This is a genomic window from Bartonella taylorii 8TBB (genome assembly GCF_902825155.1).
Classification (GTDB): domain Bacteria; phylum Pseudomonadota; class Alphaproteobacteria; order Rhizobiales; family Rhizobiaceae; genus Bartonella; species Bartonella taylorii_A.
This window is the reverse complement of sequence record NZ_CADEAG010000001.1, coordinates 114,217-132,874: the sequence shown is the minus strand read 5'-3', so window position 1 is coordinate 132,874 and position 18,658 is coordinate 114,217. Positions and strand designations below refer to the sequence as shown.

Genomic DNA, 18,658 nt, shown 5'->3' with positions numbered 1-18,658 from the left:
ACCGCTCCTTCTCCGTTGCTCTCTAAAGACTTTTGTTTTGAGGTTTAAATACCTTTTTTGAGAGTTTTTTCTAATCTCATGCGAATAAGTTCATTGCCAGCAATAATATTTTTTTTGTGAAATATAGCGTCGCCTCCGTCTTTATCGGTGACAAAACCACCGGCTTCACGAACCATCAGTATTCCAGCAGCCATATCCCAAATTTGCAGATTGTCTTCCCAAAAGCCATCTGTTCGACCAGCAGCGACATAAGCCAAATCAAGGGCGGCAGCGCCAAAACGACGGAGTCCAGCAACTTCAGCCATGACATTGCGCAATTCGATAAGATATGCCCCATGATTTGGACGACCAAAATGCGGCATGCCCGTTGCAATGACACAATCTTCTAATCTGCGTCGTGCAGAAACGCGACAGCGCCGGTCATTAAAAAAGGCACCGCCACCGCGTTCAGCGGTAAATAACTCATCATTCACGGGATTATAAATCACACCAGCAACGATTTTTCCTTGGCTTTCTAAGGCGATAGAAACCGCAAAAAAAGGAATGCCATGGAGAAAATTTGTTGTGCCATCCAAAGGATCAATAATGAAACGATGCTGTGAATCTTCTCCAATGATTTCCTCAGACTCTTCCATGAGAAAACCAAATTTTGGTCGTGCTTTGCTTAAGTCATTGAAAATAATCTTTTCAGCCTTACGATCTGCTTGGCTTACATAATCCGCTGGCCCTTTCAAAGACACTTGCAAATTTTGCACTTCACCGTAATCACGCACGAGCGAGCGTCCAGCTTTCATTGCAGCTTGCACCATGACATTCATGATTGCAGAATGGGCCATCTTTTATTCCTTTATTTATCACTTGCACGACGTAAATAAGTTAACTCGTTGGTGTCGACAATGACACGTTCACCGGCATTAATAAAAGGTGGGACAAGGATGCGAATACCATTTTCAAGAATAGCAGGTTTATAAGAAGATGTGACGGTTTGCCCTTTGATGGCAGGATCTGCTTCAGCAATTGCTACAGTGACCTGATCAGGAAGTGATATGCCAATAGGCTTTTCTTGATAGAGCTCAACGGTCACGGTCATCCCATCTTGGAGAAAAGCAGCGCGTTCACCAACAAAATCCTTTTGTAATTCAAGTTGTTCATAAGATTCTGAATCCATAAAAACGAGAGCATCACCTTGTTGATAAAGGAATGTAAAATCTTTTTGTTCAAGGCGTACGCGTTCAACGGTTTCGGCGGCACGAAATCGTTCATTGAGTTTTGTACCATCGATCAAATTTTTCATTTCAACCTGGTTAAATGCGCCACCTTTTCCTGGTTTTACGGCGTTGCATTTTACAGCGACCCATAAGCTTCCTTGATGCTCGATTACATTGCCAGGGCGAATTTCATTGCCATTAATTTTCATCGTTTCTATCCAATTCCATTCTTGCAAAAAGAGCTCTCTTTTTGTCCTTACGGTTATCCCCCTCATTGTTTTTGCAGCGAGCTCTTTTGTTGTTTTTATGGTGAGGCCTCTTGTCTTCCTTGCGGTAGGCTCTCTCGTAGTCCTTGTGGTGGGCTTTCTCACGTTTTTGTTAGAGAAAAAAGCCTGGATAAGTACTCCAAAATAAAGAACTTTTATGTATTCTTGCTTTTCAACTCTTTGCAAGACCATAAAAAATACTCAGACGCAAGCCTTTTAACAGTTTGCACAAAGTTTTTTAAGAGGATTTTTATGGAGATTTATTTCTTAAATTTATCTCTTTAAACTAAAGGCTCTCCTTTTTTAGTGTTGCTTAAAAAACAGGAAGGAGCTTTATTGCTTCTTTGCGTGCTTTTTCCAATTGTGTATTGTCCATCCCTTCAAGCATCATTTCAAGGTCTGGTGCTTGAATTTTTGCCTGCTTTGCAAGCATATACTATGCCGCTGCCATTATTGTATTGCTTTTTGTTCTTATGCCATATTGATAAAGCTTTGCAAGGTGGATTTGTTCCGGTTTGTTCAGTATGTTTTAGAAAACAGGAAGGAGCTTTATTGCTTCTTTGCGTGCTTTTTCCAATTGTGTATTGTCCATTCCTTCAAGCATCATTTCAAGGTCTGGCGCTTGAATTTTTGCCTGCTTTGCAAGCATATACCATGCCGCTGCCATGATGATATCGCCTTTTGTGCCTATTCCATCGCGATAGAGCCTTGCAAGGGAAACCTGTGCTGGTGGGACCATATTGATGGCATTGCTCATAAGCAAATGAAAAGCACGTTGAAAATCAGTTTCTCCACCACGACCTTTCACAAGCCATTGTGCTAAAAGGATTTGTGCTGTAGAGTGGTTGTTTTGGGCGGCTGCTTCCATTAATCTGCGGGCGTTACGCTCATCCCTTGGGCGTGTTAGTGTTCCTGAGGCAAGAATTTTTGACGCAGCAAAAGCGGCTTCAGAATCTCCAAGGGCAGCGCCTTTTAAGAACCATTTTAATGCTTGTTCTATCACCTCATTTTCACGGCTTTGTGAAAAAACACCAGGAAGATTTTGCTTTTCACGCGAGGCTTTATAAAGAAGCAATTGTCCATAATAAAAATAGGCTTCCTTTACCTCAGCATCTACGGCTTTTCGGATAAACTCTTCACCAAGTTCTTGATTTTGTGCAATGAAATGTCCATCAAACAACATAAGACCGTAGCGCAGTTGCGCTTGTGGTTCGCCTTGTTTTGCTGCACGTCCAAACCACAAAGCAGCGCGCGCACCATCACGAGAAACAGCGCATCCTTCCATATAAATCCGAGCAACCAGAGTCTGTGCGATGGGATCATTTTGTTCTGCTCGTCTGAGTGCTTCACGAAAGGCTTTTAAATAATAGCCTTGGGTGTAATAGTCATAAGCTTGATCATATTCTCCAGCTTTTAACGGTTGGAAAGGTTCTTGCGTGTTGGTGTTGTCTTGAATAGTATTCAAAGAGTTTTCAAGATTTGAGGATTCTTGAGCAGTTCCAGTAGAATTTGCAACAGTGATAGCACTTGCAAGCCAAACCGCTCCTCCCACGATAAGCAGTTTGATGCTTCTCTCAATCATGGATGTTTTCTCCTCATCACAGTTTAAGAGTTTTCACATTTTTTTTGCATCATTTCAAGAAGGGTCAAGGGATTATCATGTGAAAAAATACTTTATTCAACGGTAATACATGCATATGCGGTTTGTACCACTTCATCAAAGGTTGCAAAATCGCTTCTTACTTGATCAAGTGTGTGGGGTATAGTCCGTCGGCTTATTATGCCAATTGGATGATGCAGTGGATGCGTATGGGGGCTCATGTTTAAATTCTGAAGTTATAGCTCACCATACCTTGTATCGCTACAAGGTATGGTAGAACTGTTCATTCTGGTTTAAAACAAGGATTTCTCTTGAGATGTGAATCTCTTTTCTTTAGCGAGAGCTTTTAGATCTTTACATCTCAAATATAGAGAACGTCTATATTAAATAGGGGGGTTATCTATTCTGGAAAGTACTTATATGATAACTTGGTTCTCCAGCCCAATCATACTGAAGAACAGACATTATACGTCCATTATCCTGTGGTGTTATTCTGTAAATCAAATTCACACCCATGTTTTGTTGTTTTTGGGGTTGATCTGTATAGATCACGCGATATCCCTTCTGTCGCAACAGACTAACAAATAAAGGAGTAAAGTTATCTTCAGTGTTATTTTTCTTGATAATAAGTGTTGTTGTCGCTGGTGGTAAAGGTCTTTTGATATCGCTAATATAATCATTAGCGATTAATTTTGCAGCATTCTTTGTAAGACCTGGACCAACATAACTTGATGAGAGATCACCATTCACAGACGCACAACCAGCTGCCAATACAAGCGGTGGCAGTAATAAATATTTTAACATCTTAATTTCCCCTATTTATTGTTAGGCTTTCTTGGGAAGCTCTTACATCGAAATAAGAGCAACTTTGCTCATGGCTGTGTTAACAACATGTTGATTTCCAATCAAGCGGTAATTTTTTTATTCGTTTTTTAAAAACTATTATCATCTTCAAGAGCACTTAAAGTTTATACTTAACATACGAAATATATATTAAAAGTTTTCATTCTGATCAGAGAGCAACTGTAAAATTGCTCTTTGTTTTACAGAGGTTAGAATTCTAAATCTTTTTAACAGCAGATATTCTTCTTTGCTTGATATTAGCTCATCATGTTGGTACGGGGCTTCTTGTTTTTTTAAGACATCAGTGTAAAAAAAGGTAAGTGGAACGCTCAGGATATCGGCAATATCTTTCAGGCGTCCTGCGCTTACACGATTTAAGCCTGTTTCATATTTTTGAACTTGTTGGTAGCTTACACTTAAAGCATGCGCTAATTCTTTTTGAGACATTTTTAGCATTTTTCGCCTAAAACGAATTCTCTTGCCTACAAAAGTGTCGTTGAGAGTTTTGGTTTGCACTTTAGAGCCCCCCGCCGGTTGCGAGCGCCCTCGCATTGGTATTCCGGGAGTAACAAGTACTGAGCTCTAGTCAGCATTCTGCTTTTAGTGCTGAGAGCACCTGGACATAGCAAAATCTCCCGGAATCCCGGGACACCCACAGAGTGGGTTCATTTTTACGCTAGAGCTTAGGGCTTGTTTTCCCTATTGGTCGTTGCGTATACGACCAAAATCACCTTTTAAGTCATAAAGTAATTTCAGGGGATTTACAATAAAAATGAAAACAGTGTTTTTTAATGAACAGAAAGTGTAGATCTCTCCATGATGTTAAAAGCTCTCATTCTGGTCAGAGAGCAACTGTAGAATTGCTCTTTGTTTTACAGAGGTTAGAATTCTAAATCTTTTTAAAAGCAGATATTCCTCTCTGCTCGATATTAGCTCGTCATGTTGGTATGGGGTCTCTTGTTTTGTTAAGACATCAGCGTAAAAAAAGGTAAGTGGAACGCTCAGGATATCGGCAATATCTTTCAAACGCCCCGCACTTACACGATTTAAGCCTGTTTCATATTTTTGAACTTGTTGGTAGCTTACGCTTAAAGCATGCGCTAATTGTTTTTGAGACATTTTCAACATTTTTCGCCTAAAACGAATTCTCTTGCCTACAAAAATGTCGTTGAGAGTTTTTACTTGCACTTGAGAGCCCCCCGCCGGTTGCGAGCGCCCTCGCATTGGTATTCCGGGAGCTTGAAAACACTGAACTCAAATCAGCATTTTGCTTTTAGTGCTGAGAGCACCTGGACATAGCAAAATCTCCCGGAATCCCGGGACACCCATAGAGTGGGTTCATTTTATGTTTGAGTTTCGGGTTTTCAAGTCCCTATTGGTCGTTGCGTATACAACCAAAATCACCTTTTAAACTATAAAGTAATTTCAAGGGATTTACAATAAAAATGAAAATAGTCTTTCTTAACGTACAATTTTTCTCATGAGAGGTGCTGCGTTTCTTATCAAATCAAATGGAGTTAGGAAATTCACGGCGGGCGTGTACTACGGTTACAATCTCAATTTGTTTTGTAGCTACTCGATACAATATAAGATAATTTGGATGCGCTATGATTTCCCGCAACCCTAGCACTCTCTCACTTTGACGATACAGGTACGGATGCTCGGATAATGGTAGTACACAAGCTTCCAGAAGTCTTTTCATTCGCCGTGCAGCGGGTGGATTTTTGTGGGCAATGTAAGTTAAAATCTGACGTAAATCATTGCGCGCTGAAGGCAACCAGACAACTGGTAGCATTAGGACTTCTTCTGTTCGGTTTCAAGTTGCTCTATTAGAGTTTCCATTTCAGCCATAACTTCATCATGCGGAAGCGCAGGATGTGGATCTGCAAGGCTCTTTGCTACTTTGTCACGTAGCCACGCAGTATAGTTGATTTCCTGTTCAATGGTTTCAAACTCTGAGACTAACGGAGAAAGGACACTTTTCATGATAGTATTTCCTTTCCATTTTTCTCTATTAGGCTTATGATTATTAATACATACACCCTATATTTATCCATAAATTTTTCAATACTCTTTTGGTTTAAACGGTAAATTAGCAAGTAGGTTGCTCTCTAGAGGTTCGATGTTCTCCATAGGAATATCCCAATATAACTTCTTTCTCCATTCTAAAAATTGAAAAAATCTCTCCCATTTTAATATTCAAGAAGTTATTTTAAATCCTTTTTGAGCGTTGTTCAAGTTTACTTTGATGCATAAGTCACCTTCTTTGCATCTAGAGTGAATCCAGCGTCTATTAATTGATCGGCAAGTTTTGGAGCTGTTTCTTTTACGTTGTTCTTGAAAGGAATGTATATCATTCCATGAGCATCTGAAGGGATTTCAACGTCTTGTTTTATCAGTCGTCAATGATATTCTCCCTTTATTACAAGGATGTAGTTTCACATTTTTCTTTTATTTTTTCTAGTATCATCAAAGGATTATCGTTCCCAAAAATGACTTCCTCAACAGCGATGAATTCACAGGCGGTTTTTAAGACTTCATCAAAAGTTGCAAAATCGCTTCCTGCTTGAAGGATAGCAGGGATTTCCATAATCTCTGCCCACCACTCTGCTAGTTGGACATTGCGGGGGTGAGCGTCGGGTTTTTTATCAGCACCGAGTTTTCCAAAGAATAGGTAATCGACGCCGGCTTCTCCAGCAACCATAGCGCTATGGCGATTGCGTAAATTTCCAAAACCTATGATTTTTTGTTCCCTTTTTTGATTGTCGAGGCTTTCGAGAGCGTTAAGATCACCCTCTATATGCACACCATCAGCCTTTATTCGTCCCGCAATTCGGCTGTCACCAGCGATGAGAAGGGCGGTGTCATTTTGTTGAATATCCTCTGCGTAAAGTTGTGCTTGTTTTTGTAAAAAAGCTTCATCACTCTGAGAGTCATAGAGAATAGCGCATGCAAAAGATTTTTTTTGTGAGGTTTGGGGTTGCGGGGTTTGGGTTTGCAAGATTTGGCGCAAAAAGCTAGGCTCTATGGTCCGTCGAACATCCAATGTCAAAACCAATTGTGGACAAGGATGGGGATCAATCGGTTTATTTTTTTCTTTTGTCATACAAAGTCCTTGATTTTTAAAAATAAACTTGACTTTTAAAAATAAAATTACATCTTACAATCGCGCTTTGCTAAAAGGTGATTATCACTTTTATTGCTTATGGGGGTCCACTTATGGGATACCAAGGTGTTCTTAATCATAATACACATCCTTCTCATCGTGATACACGCATTGATGTTTTTCGTTCTTTAGCCTTATTGACGATTTTCATCAACCATATTCCTGGAACTCTTTATGAGTCTTTCACACATAGAAACTTCGGTTTTTCTGATGCAGCAGAAGCCTTTGTTTTAATTTCAGGGGTTTCTCTTGGATTAAGTTTTCATGTGCGGTTACATCAGAAGCCTTTTACTTTCATTGTTCGCAAACTTTGGCAAAGAGCTTTTCAGCTTTATGGGGCATATCTTTTTACTACTTTTGTAACTATCAGCCTTTTTTTTGCAGGCTTTTTATTGTGGCGTTCAGAAAAACTTTTATCAATGAATAATGTGGGTCTCTTTCTCACAAAGCCTTTTGTTGCGTTGTTTAGCACCTTAAGTTTTGGGCACCAATTAGGATATAATAATATTCTTCCGCTTTATATTGTTCTGATGCTTTTTGCACCTTTTGCGCTTTATTTAAGTTGTAAACACAAAGGGCTTTTGCTTTTGAGCTCGTTCATACTGTACTTGGTCTGCGGTTTTTATGAAATTGCTCCCCATTCTTATCCTTTAGAGGGGAAATGGTTTTTGAACCCTTTGTCTTGGCAATTCTTGTTTATTATAGGGTTGACCGCTACTTTATCTCTTCAACAAGGAAAAACAATCCCTTTTAAACCTTTTTTAGCTGTTTTAGCAGCTCTATATCTTTTGCTTTCGCTGTTATGGGTTCGCTTAAACTGGTGGAGCATTTTGGGGTGGCTTGGCTGGTCTTCTCCATTGTTTAATTTTAATAAAACCTTTTTAAGTTTACCGCGTCTGCTCCATATACTTGCGTTATCAACGCTTATCTTATGTTTGCCTGTCTTGAATAAGTGGTTTCATGTCTCGCCAAAAAACCCCTTAGCAATTTTAGGAAAACACAGTTTACCCGTCTTTGTAACCGGCACTGTTTTTGCCATGTTGGGACAAATTTTAAAAACAGTGATGACAGCAACGCTTTTTTCCGATACTCTCTTGATTATTATTGGCATTGCGCTGCAGTTTGGGGTTGCCTATTGTTGTGAAAAACATCGATCTTTCCAAAGTTCATTGTCAGGGAAACCTATCAGTTTATAACGCTGCTCATTAACGCGTTAACCTTAGAATAAGAAGCACATTGCGCAAAAATTTGAAAAGAGGTACTCAATAAAAAAAGACATTCACCGCAGCAGGAAAAGAAACTTTTTAACTCTCTAATCGTTGAGTGTCATAATTTTTGTGCTGGTATTTGGAGTATAAAAGCGTGAGTGCACATAAAATTCCCCATGATGAACCCATTATCATGATTGAGCATAATGCTTTTGATAATGCTTTCAATCGCCTCTATGAAGAGACAATGAAACTCATTGAAGAAACCGCAACTTATATTGATACGGAAGGGAAATTAGCTGCACGTTCTCTTTCAGCAGAAATGTCTGCAATGTATGCCAAAGAGGCGATGTATCTAAGCACACGGCTTATGCAAATCGCCTCTCAACTCCTCCTTTTCCGTGCAGAGCGCGAAGGGGAAATGACACCAGAACAAATACAAAAAGAGATTGCAAAAGTATCGCTTCATACACCGACGCTGAAACTAGAAAATCCTCATTGGCAAGAGTTACCAGAGGTCTTCCGTTACTTTGTCACCCGTTCATTGCGTCTTGAAGCACGTATGCAATATATGCGTGCTGGTAGAGAACACGGATCTTCTGATATCTTGGAAGAGGACAATCCAGTGGGCAAACAAATCGAATTGCTTAAAACAGCATTTGGGCATTCTTAGAAGCTTTTGTACCTCGCTTCCCTTTATTTCTATTGGTGTGCCTCCTTTTTCAAAACAGATTTCGCTCAATATTCTTCTTTATTGTTCTGTACTTTTTGCTGCTTAGTTTGTTCAAGGGGAGAAAAAGTGTATAGACTTGAAACTTATGGCAGAGATAGTTGATATTGAAGTGTGGTAATTTGCTGTATTTTGAAGCCCGTATGGAGTCTATGTGCATCGTTGAGGAAAATATATTTTTCCTTTGTTGTCTTGGCTGTTAACCTCTGTTCAAGGGGGAAAAAAGTGTATAGACTTCAAATTTATGGCAGAGACGATTCGTATTATAGGCATTGATCCCGGACTACGTCGTACAGGATGGGGTGTTATTGATCTCTCCGGTAATCGCCTTCAATTTATCGCAGCAGGAACGATTTGTTCTGACGTACGGTGTGATCTTGCTTCCAGATTATGCCAACTTTACAAAGGACTTTCGGAGATTTTGCATCAATTTATGCCCCATGAAGCTGCTGTGGAACATGTTTTTGTCAACAAAGATGCTACGGCAACTTTAAAGCTTGGTCAAGCGCGTGCCATTGCGCTTCTTGCTCCAGCGCAAGCAAATCTGCCCGTTTTTGAATATGCTCCAAATAAAGTAAAAAAATCGGTTATTGGTGTTGGCCATGGCGCTAAAGAACAAATTCATATGATGGTAAAAGTTCTTCTTCCCCGTGCGGAATTTGACAGCAGTGATGCGGCTGATGCACTTGCTCTTGCTCTTTGTCATAGCACGCATCGTAGTAGTATTTCTCATCGTTCAAGGATTATGGCATGATTGGTAAGTTAAAAGATATTTCCGAATACATTTTTGATGCTTATATTATGTTGGTAAAAGTTCTGCTTCCTAGTGCTGAATTTGATAGCAATATTGCTGTTGATGAGCTTGCTCTTGTCTTTGCCACCCTACGCACTGTAGCAACATCTTTCATCGTTTAAGGGTATGGTATGATTGGTAAATTAAAAGGTATCCTTGAGCATATCTTTGATGATCATATCCTTGTAGATGTTCAAGGGGTCGGTTATGTGGTGTTTGTGTCAAACCGGTTGCGTCCTTCTTTACCAGCTCTTGGTGAGGGTATAAGCCTCTTTATTGAAACACATGTTCGGGAAGACGCACTTCGCCTTTTTGGTTTTGCTACAAGAGCTGAACAAGAGTGGTTTTGTCTTTTGCAAAATGTTCCTGGTGTGGGGGCAAAGGTTGCCTTGGCAATTTTAGGCACTTTATCACCAGATGAACTCGCACAAGCAATTGCCTTAAACGATGTTGCAATGATGAGCCGTGCTCCAGGGGTTGGTAAAAAAGTTAGTGAAAGAATTGTCCGCGAACTGAAAAGTAAAGCACTCCCCTTTAATGAACATGCGATTCGTAGCGCTCCACTCCCTCATCTGGAGGAGACCAATCAACCAACGAATGAAGCACTCTCTGCTTTGATCAAACTTGGTTTTGAACGTGATCAAGCAGCCCGTGCTCTTGCTTTAGCGATGAAGGCTCTTGAAGGGGAAACCGTTTCCTCTGCACTGCTTATTCGCCATAGCCTCAAATTGCTTTCTCCTCCTACTTGAGTAAAAGGTAACAATGCATAAAGATGAAGATCAACGCCTTCTTGGTAGTGTCTCCCTTCCCAATGACCCAGATCGTTCTTTAAGACCACAAGTACTCGACGATTTTATTGGTCAAGAAGCAGCACGGGCAAATTTAAAAATATTTATTGAAGCGGCAAAAGCACGTCAGGAAGCACTCGACCATGTTTTATTTGTAGGGCCCCCTGGTTTGGGCAAAACAACGCTTTCACAGATTATGGCAAAAGAATTGGGGGTTAATTTTCGTTCTACCTCAGGTCCGGTCATTGCTAAAGCGGGAGATTTAGCAGCTCTTTTAACAAATCTAGAAGAACGCGATGTTCTTTTTATTGATGAAATTCACCGTTTAAGTCCGGCAATTGAAGAAATTCTTTATCCAGCTATGGAAGATTATCAGCTGGACCTTATCATTGGTGAAGGACCCGCAGCGCGTTCGGTTAAAATTGACCTTGCTAAATTCACCTTGGTGGCAGCAACCACGCGTTTGGGGCTGTTAACGACACCATTGCGGGACCGTTTTGGTATACCAATCCGTCTCAATTTTTATACCATAGAGGAATTAGAATATATCGTTCGGCGCAATGCACGTTTGTTTTCAGTGCAGATTAGTGATGATGGTGCCCATGAAATTGCACGCCGTGCACGAGGGACCCCGCGGATTGCAGGGCGACTTTTACGGCGGGTTTGTGATTTTGCTCTGGTCAAACGGGCGGAAAAAATTGACCGCAAAGTCGCTGATGAAGCACTTTCTCGTCTTGAAGTTGATCACCTTGGTCTTGATCCACTTGACCATCGTTATTTGCGGTTGATTGCGGAAACTTTTTTAGGGGGGCCAGTGGGAATTGAAACCATTTCTGCTGCTCTTTCAGAACCGCGTGATGCTATTGAAGATATTGTTGAACCCTATCTTCTCCAACAAGGCTTTATACAACGCACGGCTCGTGGACGTATTCTTACAGAAAAATCTTGGAGCCATTTAGGTCTTTGTCCTCCGGCTGCTCAGATTTCAACACAAAGGCGTGCTCAACTGCTCGATCAGGAGGATTCACCACAACAAACAACTTTATGGGATAGAGAAGATGATTAAAATATCTTCTTTTAAGTGCAACCATAAAATACTTTTTTATAACAAATGCACTGTTTGGAGGGGAATTTTTACGAAAAAAACTTTATGAAAAAAAGCTTGGGGGTATTTAAAATTTTGTGCTTTGGTTTCCACGACTTCAACACAAAAATGCATTCAACTGCTCCATATACAAGAGTATTTACCACAACAAACAATTTTATGGGATGGAGCATATGGCCAAAACAAACTCTCTTAAAAGTAATTCTACAAATGTTTTTCATGATTTTCAAGCGCGTGTGTACGTTGCTGATACAGATTTTTCTGGTGTGGTTTACCATGCGCGCTATCTAGAATTTTTTGAACGGGGACGTTCAGAATTCTTACGGGACACAGGTTTTAATAACAAGATGTTAGCAGCAGGTGTGGAGGGGGAAAAGCTCTTTTTTGTTGTACGTCATATGGAAATTAAATTTTCACGATCAGCACAAATCGATAATTTTTTAACCATAAGAACACGCATTAATCGTATTCAAGGAGCACGCTTTTTCATGGAACAATATATTCTGCGTGAGGATGAGGTGTTGGTAACAGCAAAGGTTGAAATTGCTCTTATTAACGAAACAGGAAAACCGCGCCGTTTACCCAAAGGGCTTTTTTCGTCAATTGTTGTTTAAAATGTAATCTGTTAAAACTGTGATATTGTATTGGCTCTTTGATTGAAAAGAAAATGAGATTGTTTTCTTAAATTTAGAAACTGTAAAACAATCTGCTTTATTAAATTTAAAAAATGCACCTTTCATTTAGAGGGACAAAAATTATGCCGCATGTAGAACTCACGAATCCAGAAGTGATTGGAATCTTGCATTTGTTTATGCAAGCGGGTTTCGTCGTTAAAGCTGTTATGATTGGCTTGCTTTTGGCTTCCGTGTGGAGTTGGGCAATTATTTTTGATAAAATTTTGACCTATCGGAGAATTCGGCGTGAAATAAAAAAATTTGAACGCAAATTTTGGTCAGGAAAAGCGCTTGAAGATCTTTATGCAGAGTGTAAAATTCAGCGCACCAATAGTATATCAGCCGTTTTTATGGCAGCAATGGTAGAATGGAAGAAATCCCTCGAAAAAGGCATTCATACCTCCATAAGCCTACAGAGTAGGATTGATAAGGCTATGGATCTCACCTTGGGGCGCGAAAGTGCAAAAATAGAATCAAAATTAAGCTTTCTCGCAACACTTGGATCGGCTGGTCCTTTTATTGGCCTTTTTGGAACGGTTATTGGTATTATGAGTTCCTTTCTTTCTATTTCGGCCTCTCAAAATACTTCGCTTGCAATTGTTGCGCCAGGCATTGCAGAAGCACTTTTGGCTACCGCTATTGGTTTGTTTGCAGCAATTCCAGCCGTTATTGCTTATAATAAATTGGTCCATGAAAGTGCTCGGATCATCGCACAAATAGAAAATTTTGCCGATGAATTTTCAACAATTGTCTCGCGGCGTATTGATGAGACACGCACGCCGCATTCAGCATTATAAGGGGGATTGTTTATGGGTGTTTCTGTTGCTTCTTCTTCTCGGAAAAAGACACGTAGGCGGAGTCATTCACAGAGCCGACTAATGAGCGAAATCAATGTGACACCATTTGTTGATGTTATGCTGGTGTTGTTGATTATCTTTATGGTCTCTGCTCCACTTTTGGTCAATGGTGTTCCTCTTGATTTGCCGCGTAGTCAAGCCGGGCCTGTGCAGACGCAGCACACTCCACTCACCGTTTCACTTGATGCACAAGGGCGTCTAGCCATTAATCAAGATTATTATGATACATCTGAAGCTCTGATTGCACAGCTCAAAGCCCAAGGAGAAAATGATCCTACACAAAAAGACCAACGTATTTTTGTGCGTGCTGCTAAAACTGTTGAATATCAACAAGTTTTACAACTGCTTGCTGCACTTCAAAAGGCAGGTTTTTCACAAGTTGCTTTGGCAAGTTTGGCACAATAAAAGTATGATAAACTGTCACATGTTGTATGCAAAACTACATAGAGTCACTAAAAATGAAAAACGCAAGGCATGGAGATGAACAAAGACTCTTATCATAGTATGAAACGAGGCTTGGCTTTATCCCTTGTAGCACATGTGATTTTTCTTAGCTGGGGGGCTGTTTACTTCATCAATCCTGTTTCTTTACCACAACAACTAGAAGCAATTCCGATCACTCTTGCTCCTCTGACTCAAGAGCTTTCCTCTCAACAAGGTGCAGTGAATGCCCCTTTGCGTGAAATTCCAGCGGTGAAGCCAACGGTTAAACCACAAGAAAAAGAAGATGCACACCATGTGGGAGAGGGACAGATAGATAGTTCTGCGCCTTTTAAACCAAAAGAAAAACCGCGGCCCATTGAAACAACACCTTCGCCATCAGAAGAAGAGAAAACACCAGAACTTACAGAACAAGAGTTAACAGCAGCAAAAATAGAGATACCTTTAGAGAAGGCACCAGAGGCTGTTTCAGAGGTTGTGCCTGAGATACCTTTAGAGAAGGCACCAGAGGCTGCTTCAGAGGTTGTGCCTGAGATACCTTTAGAGAAGGCACCAGAGGCTGCTTCAGAGGTTGTGCCTGAGGTGCCTTTAGAGAAGACACCAGAGGCTGTTTCAGAGGTTGTTCCTGAGGTGCTTTTAGAGAAGACACCAGAGGCTGTTTCAGAGATTGTGCCCAAGGTGCTTTTAGAGTCACACAAAAATGAAGAAGTGGTATCGCCACAAAAATTGGCTCCTAGGGTAGAAAAAGTGCCTGTAGAGCCAGCACCAGCACATCAACAAGTTTCTCAAATTATGTTACCAGATAAATCTCCTTTTCCGCAGTTTAAACCAAAATCTGCTCCACAAAATGTGCAAGCCGATAAAAAGAACAATCACCAAAGAGTTGAAAAATCCATTGAAGATATTTTGGCAATGGAAAAAAATAATCTGCTTAATCGTGCACACACCCAAGGAGGCGGGGCAAAACGCTCTGATTCACTAGAAGCTTTGGGAGCAAGAAAAAATATCGGCGATATCACAAAAATGGCACAAACGTTGGTCAGTATCGCGGGGAGATGTATTCAACAGAAGCTTAAACTTGTGGCGCTTGGTGGCGATTTAAAAAACCGTCCGGTTGTGCGTTTGCGATTTTATCTAAACCGTGAAGGAATGGTTATAGGAGATCCGATCATTGATCCCTTAGGGGGTGCACAGAGTCAGCAAGCCATTATGATAAGACAAGTATATGCGGCCGTTTTTTCATGTCAACCTTATGCAGATCTTCCACGCGATCAATATGATTTGTGGGGGCAGGGCTTCGATTTTAATGTTGATCCCCTTCAAGAAATAACACGATAAAATACAGAGATATTTTGCTCTCAATGAAAGGATACACTCCATGATGACTATAACGAGACATAAATTTTTTTCTTGGTTTATTGTCACTTGTGGTTTGTGGTTTTCAGATTTTTCATCGGTTCATGCACAACTAAAAGGCACTATTTCGAGTGCTGACTTTAACCCCATTCCCATTGCAATTACAGATTTTATTTCTAATGATTCTATTGGGTTGAAAATAGCGGCTGTAATTACAGCTGATCTTGAACGGTCGGGTCTTTTTTTACCGCTTGATAAGGCATCTTTTTCTGAAAAAATTGCCAATCCCAACAGGCAACCACATTTTTCTCATTGGAAACAAATAAAAGCGCAAGGTTTGGTTACTGGGCAAGTTTTACGAGAAACCGATGGGCGCTTGAGGGTTGATTTTCGTTTGTGGGATGTCTTTGGACAGCGACAACTCAAAGGACGGCGTTTTTATACCGCAACAGAACGTTGGAGACGTGTTGCGCATATGATTGCAGATGAGATCTATAGAGAGATGACAGGAGAAAGTGGGTATTTTGATACACGGATTGTTTTTATCGATGAAACAGGTCCCCAAAATGCACGTATCAAACGCTTAGCAATTATGGATCAAGATGGAGCAAATTTGATCTATATGTCTGATGGCAGTGAGTTGGTTCTAACACCTCGCTTTTCACCCAAACGACAAGAAATTACCTATATGGCTTACGAGTACAAGCAAGTGCCCCACGTTTATCTTCAACAAATTGAAATGGGGCAAAGGGAGTTGATAGGAACTTTTAACAATATGACAATTGCCCCGCGTTTTTCTTCCGATGGACAAAAAGTTATCATGAGTTTGTTGCAAAATGATGGAAGTGCAAACCTTTACACCATGGATTTACGCACCCGTACAATGACTAGGCTTACAACAACTTCAGCTATTGATACATCCGCTTCTTATTCGCCTGATGGAACACAAATCGTCTTTTCATCAGACCGCAGCGGAAAACCACAAATCTATACGATGAATGCAGATGGTAGCAATGTCCAACGTATTTCTTCAAACGAAGGAAGTTATTCTACACCCATTTGGTCTCCACGTGGTGATTATATCGCCTTTACAAAACAATCGGAGGGACAATTTTCTATCGGTGTTATGCGCCCTGATGGAAAAGGAGAACGAATTTTAACTACGGGTTTTCATAATGAAGGGCCGACTTGGGCGCCCAATGGTCGCGTGTTGATGTTCTTTCGTAAAGATCCAGGCATGGGTCCCAAAATTTATACAATTGACATTACTGGACGCAATGAACGCCAGTTGCCTACACCCAATGATGCCTCTGATCCAGCATGGTCGCCCTTACTTACTCTACAGTAAAATGTGTTGCTGGATAAAAAACGTGCGAAAGTCCATGAAATTTGTGAAACGACAATGTTTTTTGCGGATTAAGAGCGGTGGTTTACTCTATTTGCATTCGATTTTTCTGAATGTGTTTTAAAATTTTACACTGCATTTTTTATGGTTTGTGGGTGGTGAGATTTCTTTGCGACACGAACTCTTTGAAAAAAAAATTGACAGAAATCTTTTGTGCTTTTTATTGAAAATATTTTAGAGCCTTTACGAGATGCCCCGCTCTTGAAGCGGGGCTTTGTATCTATTGTGGTAAAATCAGAGGTGATTACCTTGTTGTGTCGGGAGTAAGCTTTCATGGAAAACAAAGCGCACAGAGGAATGACTGCGTGGAGATTAACCAGATAGTTTCGCCAAAATTTCATCACTGACATCAAAATTGGCATAAACATTTTGCACGTCATCATCTTCTTCTAATGTTGAAATAAGCCGTAAAACGGATAAAGCTTTTTCTTCATCTATTGGTGCCAGGGTAGCGGCTTTCCAAACTGTTTTGATGGATTCTGCTTCGCCAAGTTTTGCTTCGAGCATTTTAGAAACTTCGCCAATATCTTCAAATGCACAAGTAATATGGTGTCCAGTCTCTTCTGATTGTACATCTTCAGCACCGGCTTCAATTGCTGCATCCATGATGCTGTCTGCTGTTCCTGCTTCTGGCTTATAGATTATTTCACCAATTCGATTAAACATGAAGCTTACAGAACCTGTTTCCCCTAATGCACCACCAGATTTGGTAAAAGCAGCGCGCACGTTTGAAGCGGTGCGGTTGCGGTTATCTGTTAAAGCTTCGACAATAACTGCAACACCGCCTGGACCATATCCTTCATAGCGTACTTCATCATAATGTTCGACATCACCCCCTGAAGCTTTCTTAATTGCGCGTTCAATGTTGTCCTTCGGCATCGATTGCGCTTTCGCATTTTGGACAGCGAGCCTTAGGCGCGGATTCATGGCTGGATCAGGAGCACCTTGTTTGGCTGCAACTGTAATTTCGCGCGCAAGCTTAGAAAATATTTTCGAGCGCATCGCATCTTGGCGCCCTTTACGGTGCATAATATTTTTAAATTGTGAATGGCCTGCCATAGTTTTCTTTCCAGTTTTAGGGCTTTCTTTCCAGTTGGGGTGTTTCTGAATTAGAGGTGGTGAAATACACTCCCCACCAAAATAAATATGCCGCAATATAAGATGAAATTATCAAATAAACCCTTTATAAGAAAATTCACTTTAAAGGTAAAGACACCCTGTTGAGGATCATGACAAGACATGATGTCTTGTCGTTGATTAAAAATCAGGCTATAACAGAATATAATTTCATGGCAAAAGTGGTTTATTCCGTAACTCGCTTTATAAAAGTGGGGAGGAAGAGAACCTGATATATAAGAACAAAGACTCCAATGCTCTAGAGTGGGCGATAACCTGCCTCAACCTTTAATAAAGAGGCAAAGTGAGAGGATATTATAAAGATGGCAACGCAACTTTTGATGCCCAAAGCTACAGCTGTTTGGCTGGTTGATAATACTGCGCTTTCTTTTGATCAGATTGCAGAATTTTGTAAATTGCATGTTTTGGAAGTGAAAGCTATTGCCGATGGTGATGCTGCTCACGGTATTAAAGGACTAGACCCGATTAGCTCAGGACAGTTAACACGCAGTGAAATCGCACGGGCAGAGGCTGATCAAAATGCGCGCTTAAGAATTTCTGAGTCTAGGGTGCGTATCCCTGAAAAAAAACGTAAAGGGGCGCGTTATATCCCTCTTTCTCGACGTCAAGATCGTCCAAATGGTATCTTATGGTTGGTGATGAATCATCCTGAGTTGAAAGATGCACAGATTTCTCGATTGATTGGGACAACAAAAGCAACGATTGAGCAAATTCGCCTTAGGACCCATTGGAATAGTGCTAATTTGGTTCCGCTTGATCCTGTAGGATTGGGGTTGTGTTCACAAATTGATTTGGATTTCGAACTCCAGCGTGCTGCAAAAAATCGTCCTGTTTCTGCCGAAGGAGACCAGTCTTTGCTTCCAGCATCAGTGACAGAAAATGTTGCTCTTCATGAAGATCAAAGTGAGGATGATCCTAATAAAAGTTTTGATGCAGATAAAGTTTTTGCAAAACTCAATGCGTTGCAGAAAAGCCGTCAGAATGAAGATGCATAAACAGATAATACGTGGTTAAATATAAAGGCGATTTTTCGTTGATGCTGAAAGGTTATGGAAAAAAAGCGATGGAGATTTAAAAAGGA

The 18,658-nt window shown here is 40.6% G+C and carries 22 protein-coding genes and 1 pseudogene; 12 read left to right on the top strand and 11 right to left on the bottom strand.

Features of this window, described 5'->3' with window-relative positions:
- Positions 1 to 44 precede the first annotated feature (44 nt).
- From J7R13_RS00680 to J7R13_RS00635, 10 genes and pseudogenes are all read right to left on the bottom strand, one after another.
- On the bottom strand, positions 45 to 836 hold the full coding sequence (locus J7R13_RS00680; protein WP_208437020.1) for an inositol monophosphatase family protein: 792 nt from the start codon (positions 834 to 836) through the stop codon (positions 45 to 47).
- Positions 837 to 847: 11 nt separating this feature from the next.
- A complete protein-coding gene (efp, locus tag J7R13_RS00675; RefSeq protein WP_004857743.1) occupies positions 848 to 1,417 on the bottom strand; it encodes an elongation factor P in 570 nt (189 codons plus the stop codon).
- Positions 1,418 to 1,787: 370 nt separating this feature from the next.
- Positions 1,788 to 1,988 (bottom strand): annotated as a pseudogene (locus J7R13_RS00670) (tetratricopeptide repeat protein); the annotation flags it as partial.
- A gap of 15 nt (positions 1,989 to 2,003) precedes the next feature.
- Positions 2,004 to 3,056 carry a tetratricopeptide repeat protein gene (locus J7R13_RS00665; protein WP_208437019.1) on the bottom strand — a complete coding sequence of 351 codons (1,053 nt, stop codon included), beginning with the start codon at positions 3,054 to 3,056 and terminating at the stop codon, positions 2,004 to 2,006.
- Between the two features lie 414 nt (positions 3,057 to 3,470).
- Positions 3,471 to 3,878, bottom strand: a complete 408-nt coding sequence (locus J7R13_RS00660; RefSeq protein ID WP_208437018.1) for a hypothetical protein — start codon at positions 3,876 to 3,878, stop codon at positions 3,471 to 3,473.
- Positions 3,879 to 4,067: 189 nt separating this feature from the next.
- Positions 4,068 to 4,469 carry a helix-turn-helix domain-containing protein gene (locus J7R13_RS00655; RefSeq protein WP_208437017.1) on the bottom strand — a complete coding sequence of 134 codons (402 nt, stop codon included), beginning with the start codon at positions 4,467 to 4,469 and terminating at the stop codon, positions 4,068 to 4,070.
- Positions 4,470 to 4,739: 270 nt separating this feature from the next.
- The gene (locus J7R13_RS00650; RefSeq protein ID WP_208437016.1) at positions 4,740 to 5,141 is read right to left on the bottom strand and encodes a helix-turn-helix domain-containing protein; all 402 of its coding nucleotides are present in this window, start codon (positions 5,139 to 5,141) and stop codon (positions 4,740 to 4,742) included.
- A 283-nt stretch (positions 5,142 to 5,424) separates the two neighbouring features.
- On the bottom strand, positions 5,425 to 5,712 hold the full coding sequence (locus tag J7R13_RS00645) for a type II toxin-antitoxin system RelE/ParE family toxin (RefSeq protein WP_208437015.1): 288 nt from the start codon (positions 5,710 to 5,712) through the stop codon (positions 5,425 to 5,427).
- Complete coding sequence (relB, locus tag J7R13_RS00640) at positions 5,712 to 5,903, bottom strand: type II toxin-antitoxin system RelB family antitoxin (RefSeq protein WP_208437014.1); 192 nt, start codon at positions 5,901 to 5,903, stop codon at positions 5,712 to 5,714. The genes J7R13_RS00645 and relB overlap by 1 nt, the downstream gene beginning before the upstream one ends.
- Before the next feature lie 436 nt (positions 5,904 to 6,339).
- On the bottom strand, positions 6,340 to 7,023 hold the full coding sequence (locus J7R13_RS00635) for a thiamine phosphate synthase (protein ID WP_208437013.1): 684 nt from the start codon (positions 7,021 to 7,023) through the stop codon (positions 6,340 to 6,342).
- Positions 7,024 to 7,136: 113 nt separating this feature from the next.
- Between J7R13_RS00635 and J7R13_RS00630 the strand changes: the two genes are divergently transcribed.
- The 11 genes from J7R13_RS00630 (at position 7,137) to tolB (ending at position 16,383) form a co-directional block, all read left to right on the top strand.
- Positions 7,137 to 8,279 carry an OpgC family protein gene (locus tag J7R13_RS00630; protein WP_208437012.1) on the top strand — a complete coding sequence of 381 codons (1,143 nt, stop codon included), beginning with the start codon at positions 7,137 to 7,139 and terminating at the stop codon, positions 8,277 to 8,279.
- A gap of 166 nt (positions 8,280 to 8,445) precedes the next feature.
- Positions 8,446 to 8,964, top strand: coding sequence for a DUF1465 family protein (locus J7R13_RS00625; protein ID WP_208437011.1), 519 nt, complete (start codon positions 8,446 to 8,448; stop codon positions 8,962 to 8,964).
- A gap of 301 nt (positions 8,965 to 9,265) precedes the next feature.
- A complete protein-coding gene (ruvC, locus tag J7R13_RS00620; protein WP_004857728.1) occupies positions 9,266 to 9,775 on the top strand; it encodes a crossover junction endodeoxyribonuclease RuvC in 510 nt (169 codons plus the stop codon).
- A complete protein-coding gene (locus J7R13_RS00615) occupies positions 9,772 to 9,936 on the top strand; it encodes a hypothetical protein (RefSeq protein ID WP_004857726.1) in 165 nt (54 codons plus the stop codon). The genes ruvC and J7R13_RS00615 overlap by 4 nt, the downstream gene beginning before the upstream one ends.
- A 9-nt stretch (positions 9,937 to 9,945) precedes the next feature.
- Positions 9,946 to 10,563 carry a Holliday junction branch migration protein RuvA gene (gene ruvA / locus J7R13_RS00610; protein WP_208437010.1) on the top strand — a complete coding sequence of 206 codons (618 nt, stop codon included), beginning with the start codon at positions 9,946 to 9,948 and terminating at the stop codon, positions 10,561 to 10,563.
- A 13-nt stretch (positions 10,564 to 10,576) separates the two neighbouring features.
- A complete protein-coding gene (gene ruvB / locus J7R13_RS00605) occupies positions 10,577 to 11,668 on the top strand; it encodes a Holliday junction branch migration DNA helicase RuvB (RefSeq protein ID WP_208437009.1) in 1,092 nt (363 codons plus the stop codon).
- Between the two features lie 212 nt (positions 11,669 to 11,880).
- Entirely contained in the window at positions 11,881 to 12,321 is a 441-nt protein-coding gene (ybgC, locus tag J7R13_RS00600) for a tol-pal system-associated acyl-CoA thioesterase (RefSeq protein ID WP_208437008.1), read from the top strand.
- 143 nt (positions 12,322 to 12,464) lie between these two features.
- Positions 12,465 to 13,178 (top strand): protein TolQ, encoded by a 714-nt coding sequence (gene tolQ, locus J7R13_RS00595; RefSeq protein ID WP_208437007.1) that lies wholly within the window; start codon positions 12,465 to 12,467, stop codon positions 13,176 to 13,178.
- A 12-nt stretch (positions 13,179 to 13,190) separates the two neighbouring features.
- On the top strand, positions 13,191 to 13,643 hold the full coding sequence (tolR, locus tag J7R13_RS00590) for a protein TolR (protein ID WP_208437006.1): 453 nt from the start codon (positions 13,191 to 13,193) through the stop codon (positions 13,641 to 13,643).
- Positions 13,644 to 13,718: 75 nt separating this feature from the next.
- Entirely contained in the window at positions 13,719 to 15,017 is a 1,299-nt protein-coding gene (locus J7R13_RS00585; protein ID WP_208437005.1) for a cell envelope biogenesis protein TolA, read from the top strand.
- 43 nt (positions 15,018 to 15,060) lie between these two features.
- Positions 15,061 to 16,383, top strand: coding sequence for a Tol-Pal system beta propeller repeat protein TolB (tolB, locus tag J7R13_RS00580; RefSeq protein WP_208437270.1), 1,323 nt, complete (start codon positions 15,061 to 15,063; stop codon positions 16,381 to 16,383).
- A 369-nt stretch (positions 16,384 to 16,752) separates the two neighbouring features.
- Here tolB and J7R13_RS00575 read toward each other — a convergent pair whose 3' ends face one another.
- Positions 16,753 to 17,499, bottom strand: a complete 747-nt coding sequence (locus tag J7R13_RS00575) for a YebC/PmpR family DNA-binding transcriptional regulator (protein ID WP_208437004.1) — start codon at positions 17,497 to 17,499, stop codon at positions 16,753 to 16,755.
- 380 nt (positions 17,500 to 17,879) lie between these two features.
- Here J7R13_RS00575 and J7R13_RS00570 point away from each other — a divergent pair, with 380 nt between their 5' ends.
- Positions 17,880 to 18,572: a DUF1013 domain-containing protein gene (locus tag J7R13_RS00570; protein ID WP_208437003.1), complete on the top strand. Its 693-nt coding sequence runs from the start codon at positions 17,880 to 17,882 to the stop codon at positions 18,570 to 18,572.
- The last annotated feature ends 86 nt before the right edge of the window (positions 18,573 to 18,658 follow it).

What these genes read in the sequence shown, in the direction of transcription:
- J7R13_RS00630 (WP_208437012.1), top strand. Translation starts at nt 7,137, where the DNA reads ATGGGATACCAAGGTGTTCTTAATCATAATACACATCCTTCTCATCGT.
- J7R13_RS00635 (WP_208437013.1), bottom strand. Translation starts at nt 7,023, where the DNA reads ATGACAAAAGAAAAAAATAAACCGATTGATCCCCATCCTTGTCCACAA.
- tolR (WP_208437006.1), top strand. Translation starts at nt 13,191, where the DNA reads ATGGGTGTTTCTGTTGCTTCTTCTTCTCGGAAAAAGACACGTAGGCGG.
- J7R13_RS00615 (WP_004857726.1), top strand. Translation starts at nt 9,772, where the DNA reads ATGATTGGTAAGTTAAAAGATATTTCCGAATACATTTTTGATGCTTAT.
- relB (WP_208437014.1), bottom strand. Translation starts at nt 5,903, where the DNA reads ATGAAAAGTGTCCTTTCTCCGTTAGTCTCAGAGTTTGAAACCATTGAA.
- J7R13_RS00645 (WP_208437015.1), bottom strand. Translation starts at nt 5,712, where the DNA reads ATGCTACCAGTTGTCTGGTTGCCTTCAGCGCGCAATGATTTACGTCAG.
- tolQ (WP_208437007.1), top strand. Translation starts at nt 12,465, where the DNA reads ATGCCGCATGTAGAACTCACGAATCCAGAAGTGATTGGAATCTTGCAT.
- J7R13_RS00650 (WP_208437016.1), bottom strand. Translation starts at nt 5,141, where the DNA reads ATGCGAGGGCGCTCGCAACCGGCGGGGGGCTCTCAAGTGCAAGTAAAA.
- J7R13_RS00660 (WP_208437018.1), bottom strand. Translation starts at nt 3,878, where the DNA reads ATGTTAAAATATTTATTACTGCCACCGCTTGTATTGGCAGCTGGTTGT.
- ruvC (WP_004857728.1), top strand. Translation starts at nt 9,266, where the DNA reads ATGGCAGAGACGATTCGTATTATAGGCATTGATCCCGGACTACGTCGT.
- ybgC (WP_208437008.1), top strand. Translation starts at nt 11,881, where the DNA reads ATGGCCAAAACAAACTCTCTTAAAAGTAATTCTACAAATGTTTTTCAT.
- tolB (WP_208437270.1), top strand. Translation starts at nt 15,061, where the DNA reads ATGACTATAACGAGACATAAATTTTTTTCTTGGTTTATTGTCACTTGT.
- ruvA (WP_208437010.1), top strand. Translation starts at nt 9,946, where the DNA reads ATGATTGGTAAATTAAAAGGTATCCTTGAGCATATCTTTGATGATCAT.
- J7R13_RS00570 (WP_208437003.1), top strand. Translation starts at nt 17,880, where the DNA reads ATGGCAACGCAACTTTTGATGCCCAAAGCTACAGCTGTTTGGCTGGTT.
- J7R13_RS00655 (WP_208437017.1), bottom strand. Translation starts at nt 4,469, where the DNA reads ATGCGAGGGCGCTCGCAACCGGCGGGGGGCTCTAAAGTGCAAACCAAA.
- efp (WP_004857743.1), bottom strand. Translation starts at nt 1,417, where the DNA reads ATGAAAATTAATGGCAATGAAATTCGCCCTGGCAATGTAATCGAGCAT.
- J7R13_RS00680 (WP_208437020.1), bottom strand. Translation starts at nt 836, where the DNA reads ATGGCCCATTCTGCAATCATGAATGTCATGGTGCAAGCTGCAATGAAA.
- J7R13_RS00575 (WP_208437004.1), bottom strand. Translation starts at nt 17,499, where the DNA reads ATGGCAGGCCATTCACAATTTAAAAATATTATGCACCGTAAAGGGCGC.
- ruvB (WP_208437009.1), top strand. Translation starts at nt 10,577, where the DNA reads ATGCATAAAGATGAAGATCAACGCCTTCTTGGTAGTGTCTCCCTTCCC.
- J7R13_RS00585 (WP_208437005.1), top strand. Translation starts at nt 13,719, where the DNA reads ATGAACAAAGACTCTTATCATAGTATGAAACGAGGCTTGGCTTTATCC.
- J7R13_RS00665 (WP_208437019.1), bottom strand. Translation starts at nt 3,056, where the DNA reads ATGATTGAGAGAAGCATCAAACTGCTTATCGTGGGAGGAGCGGTTTGG.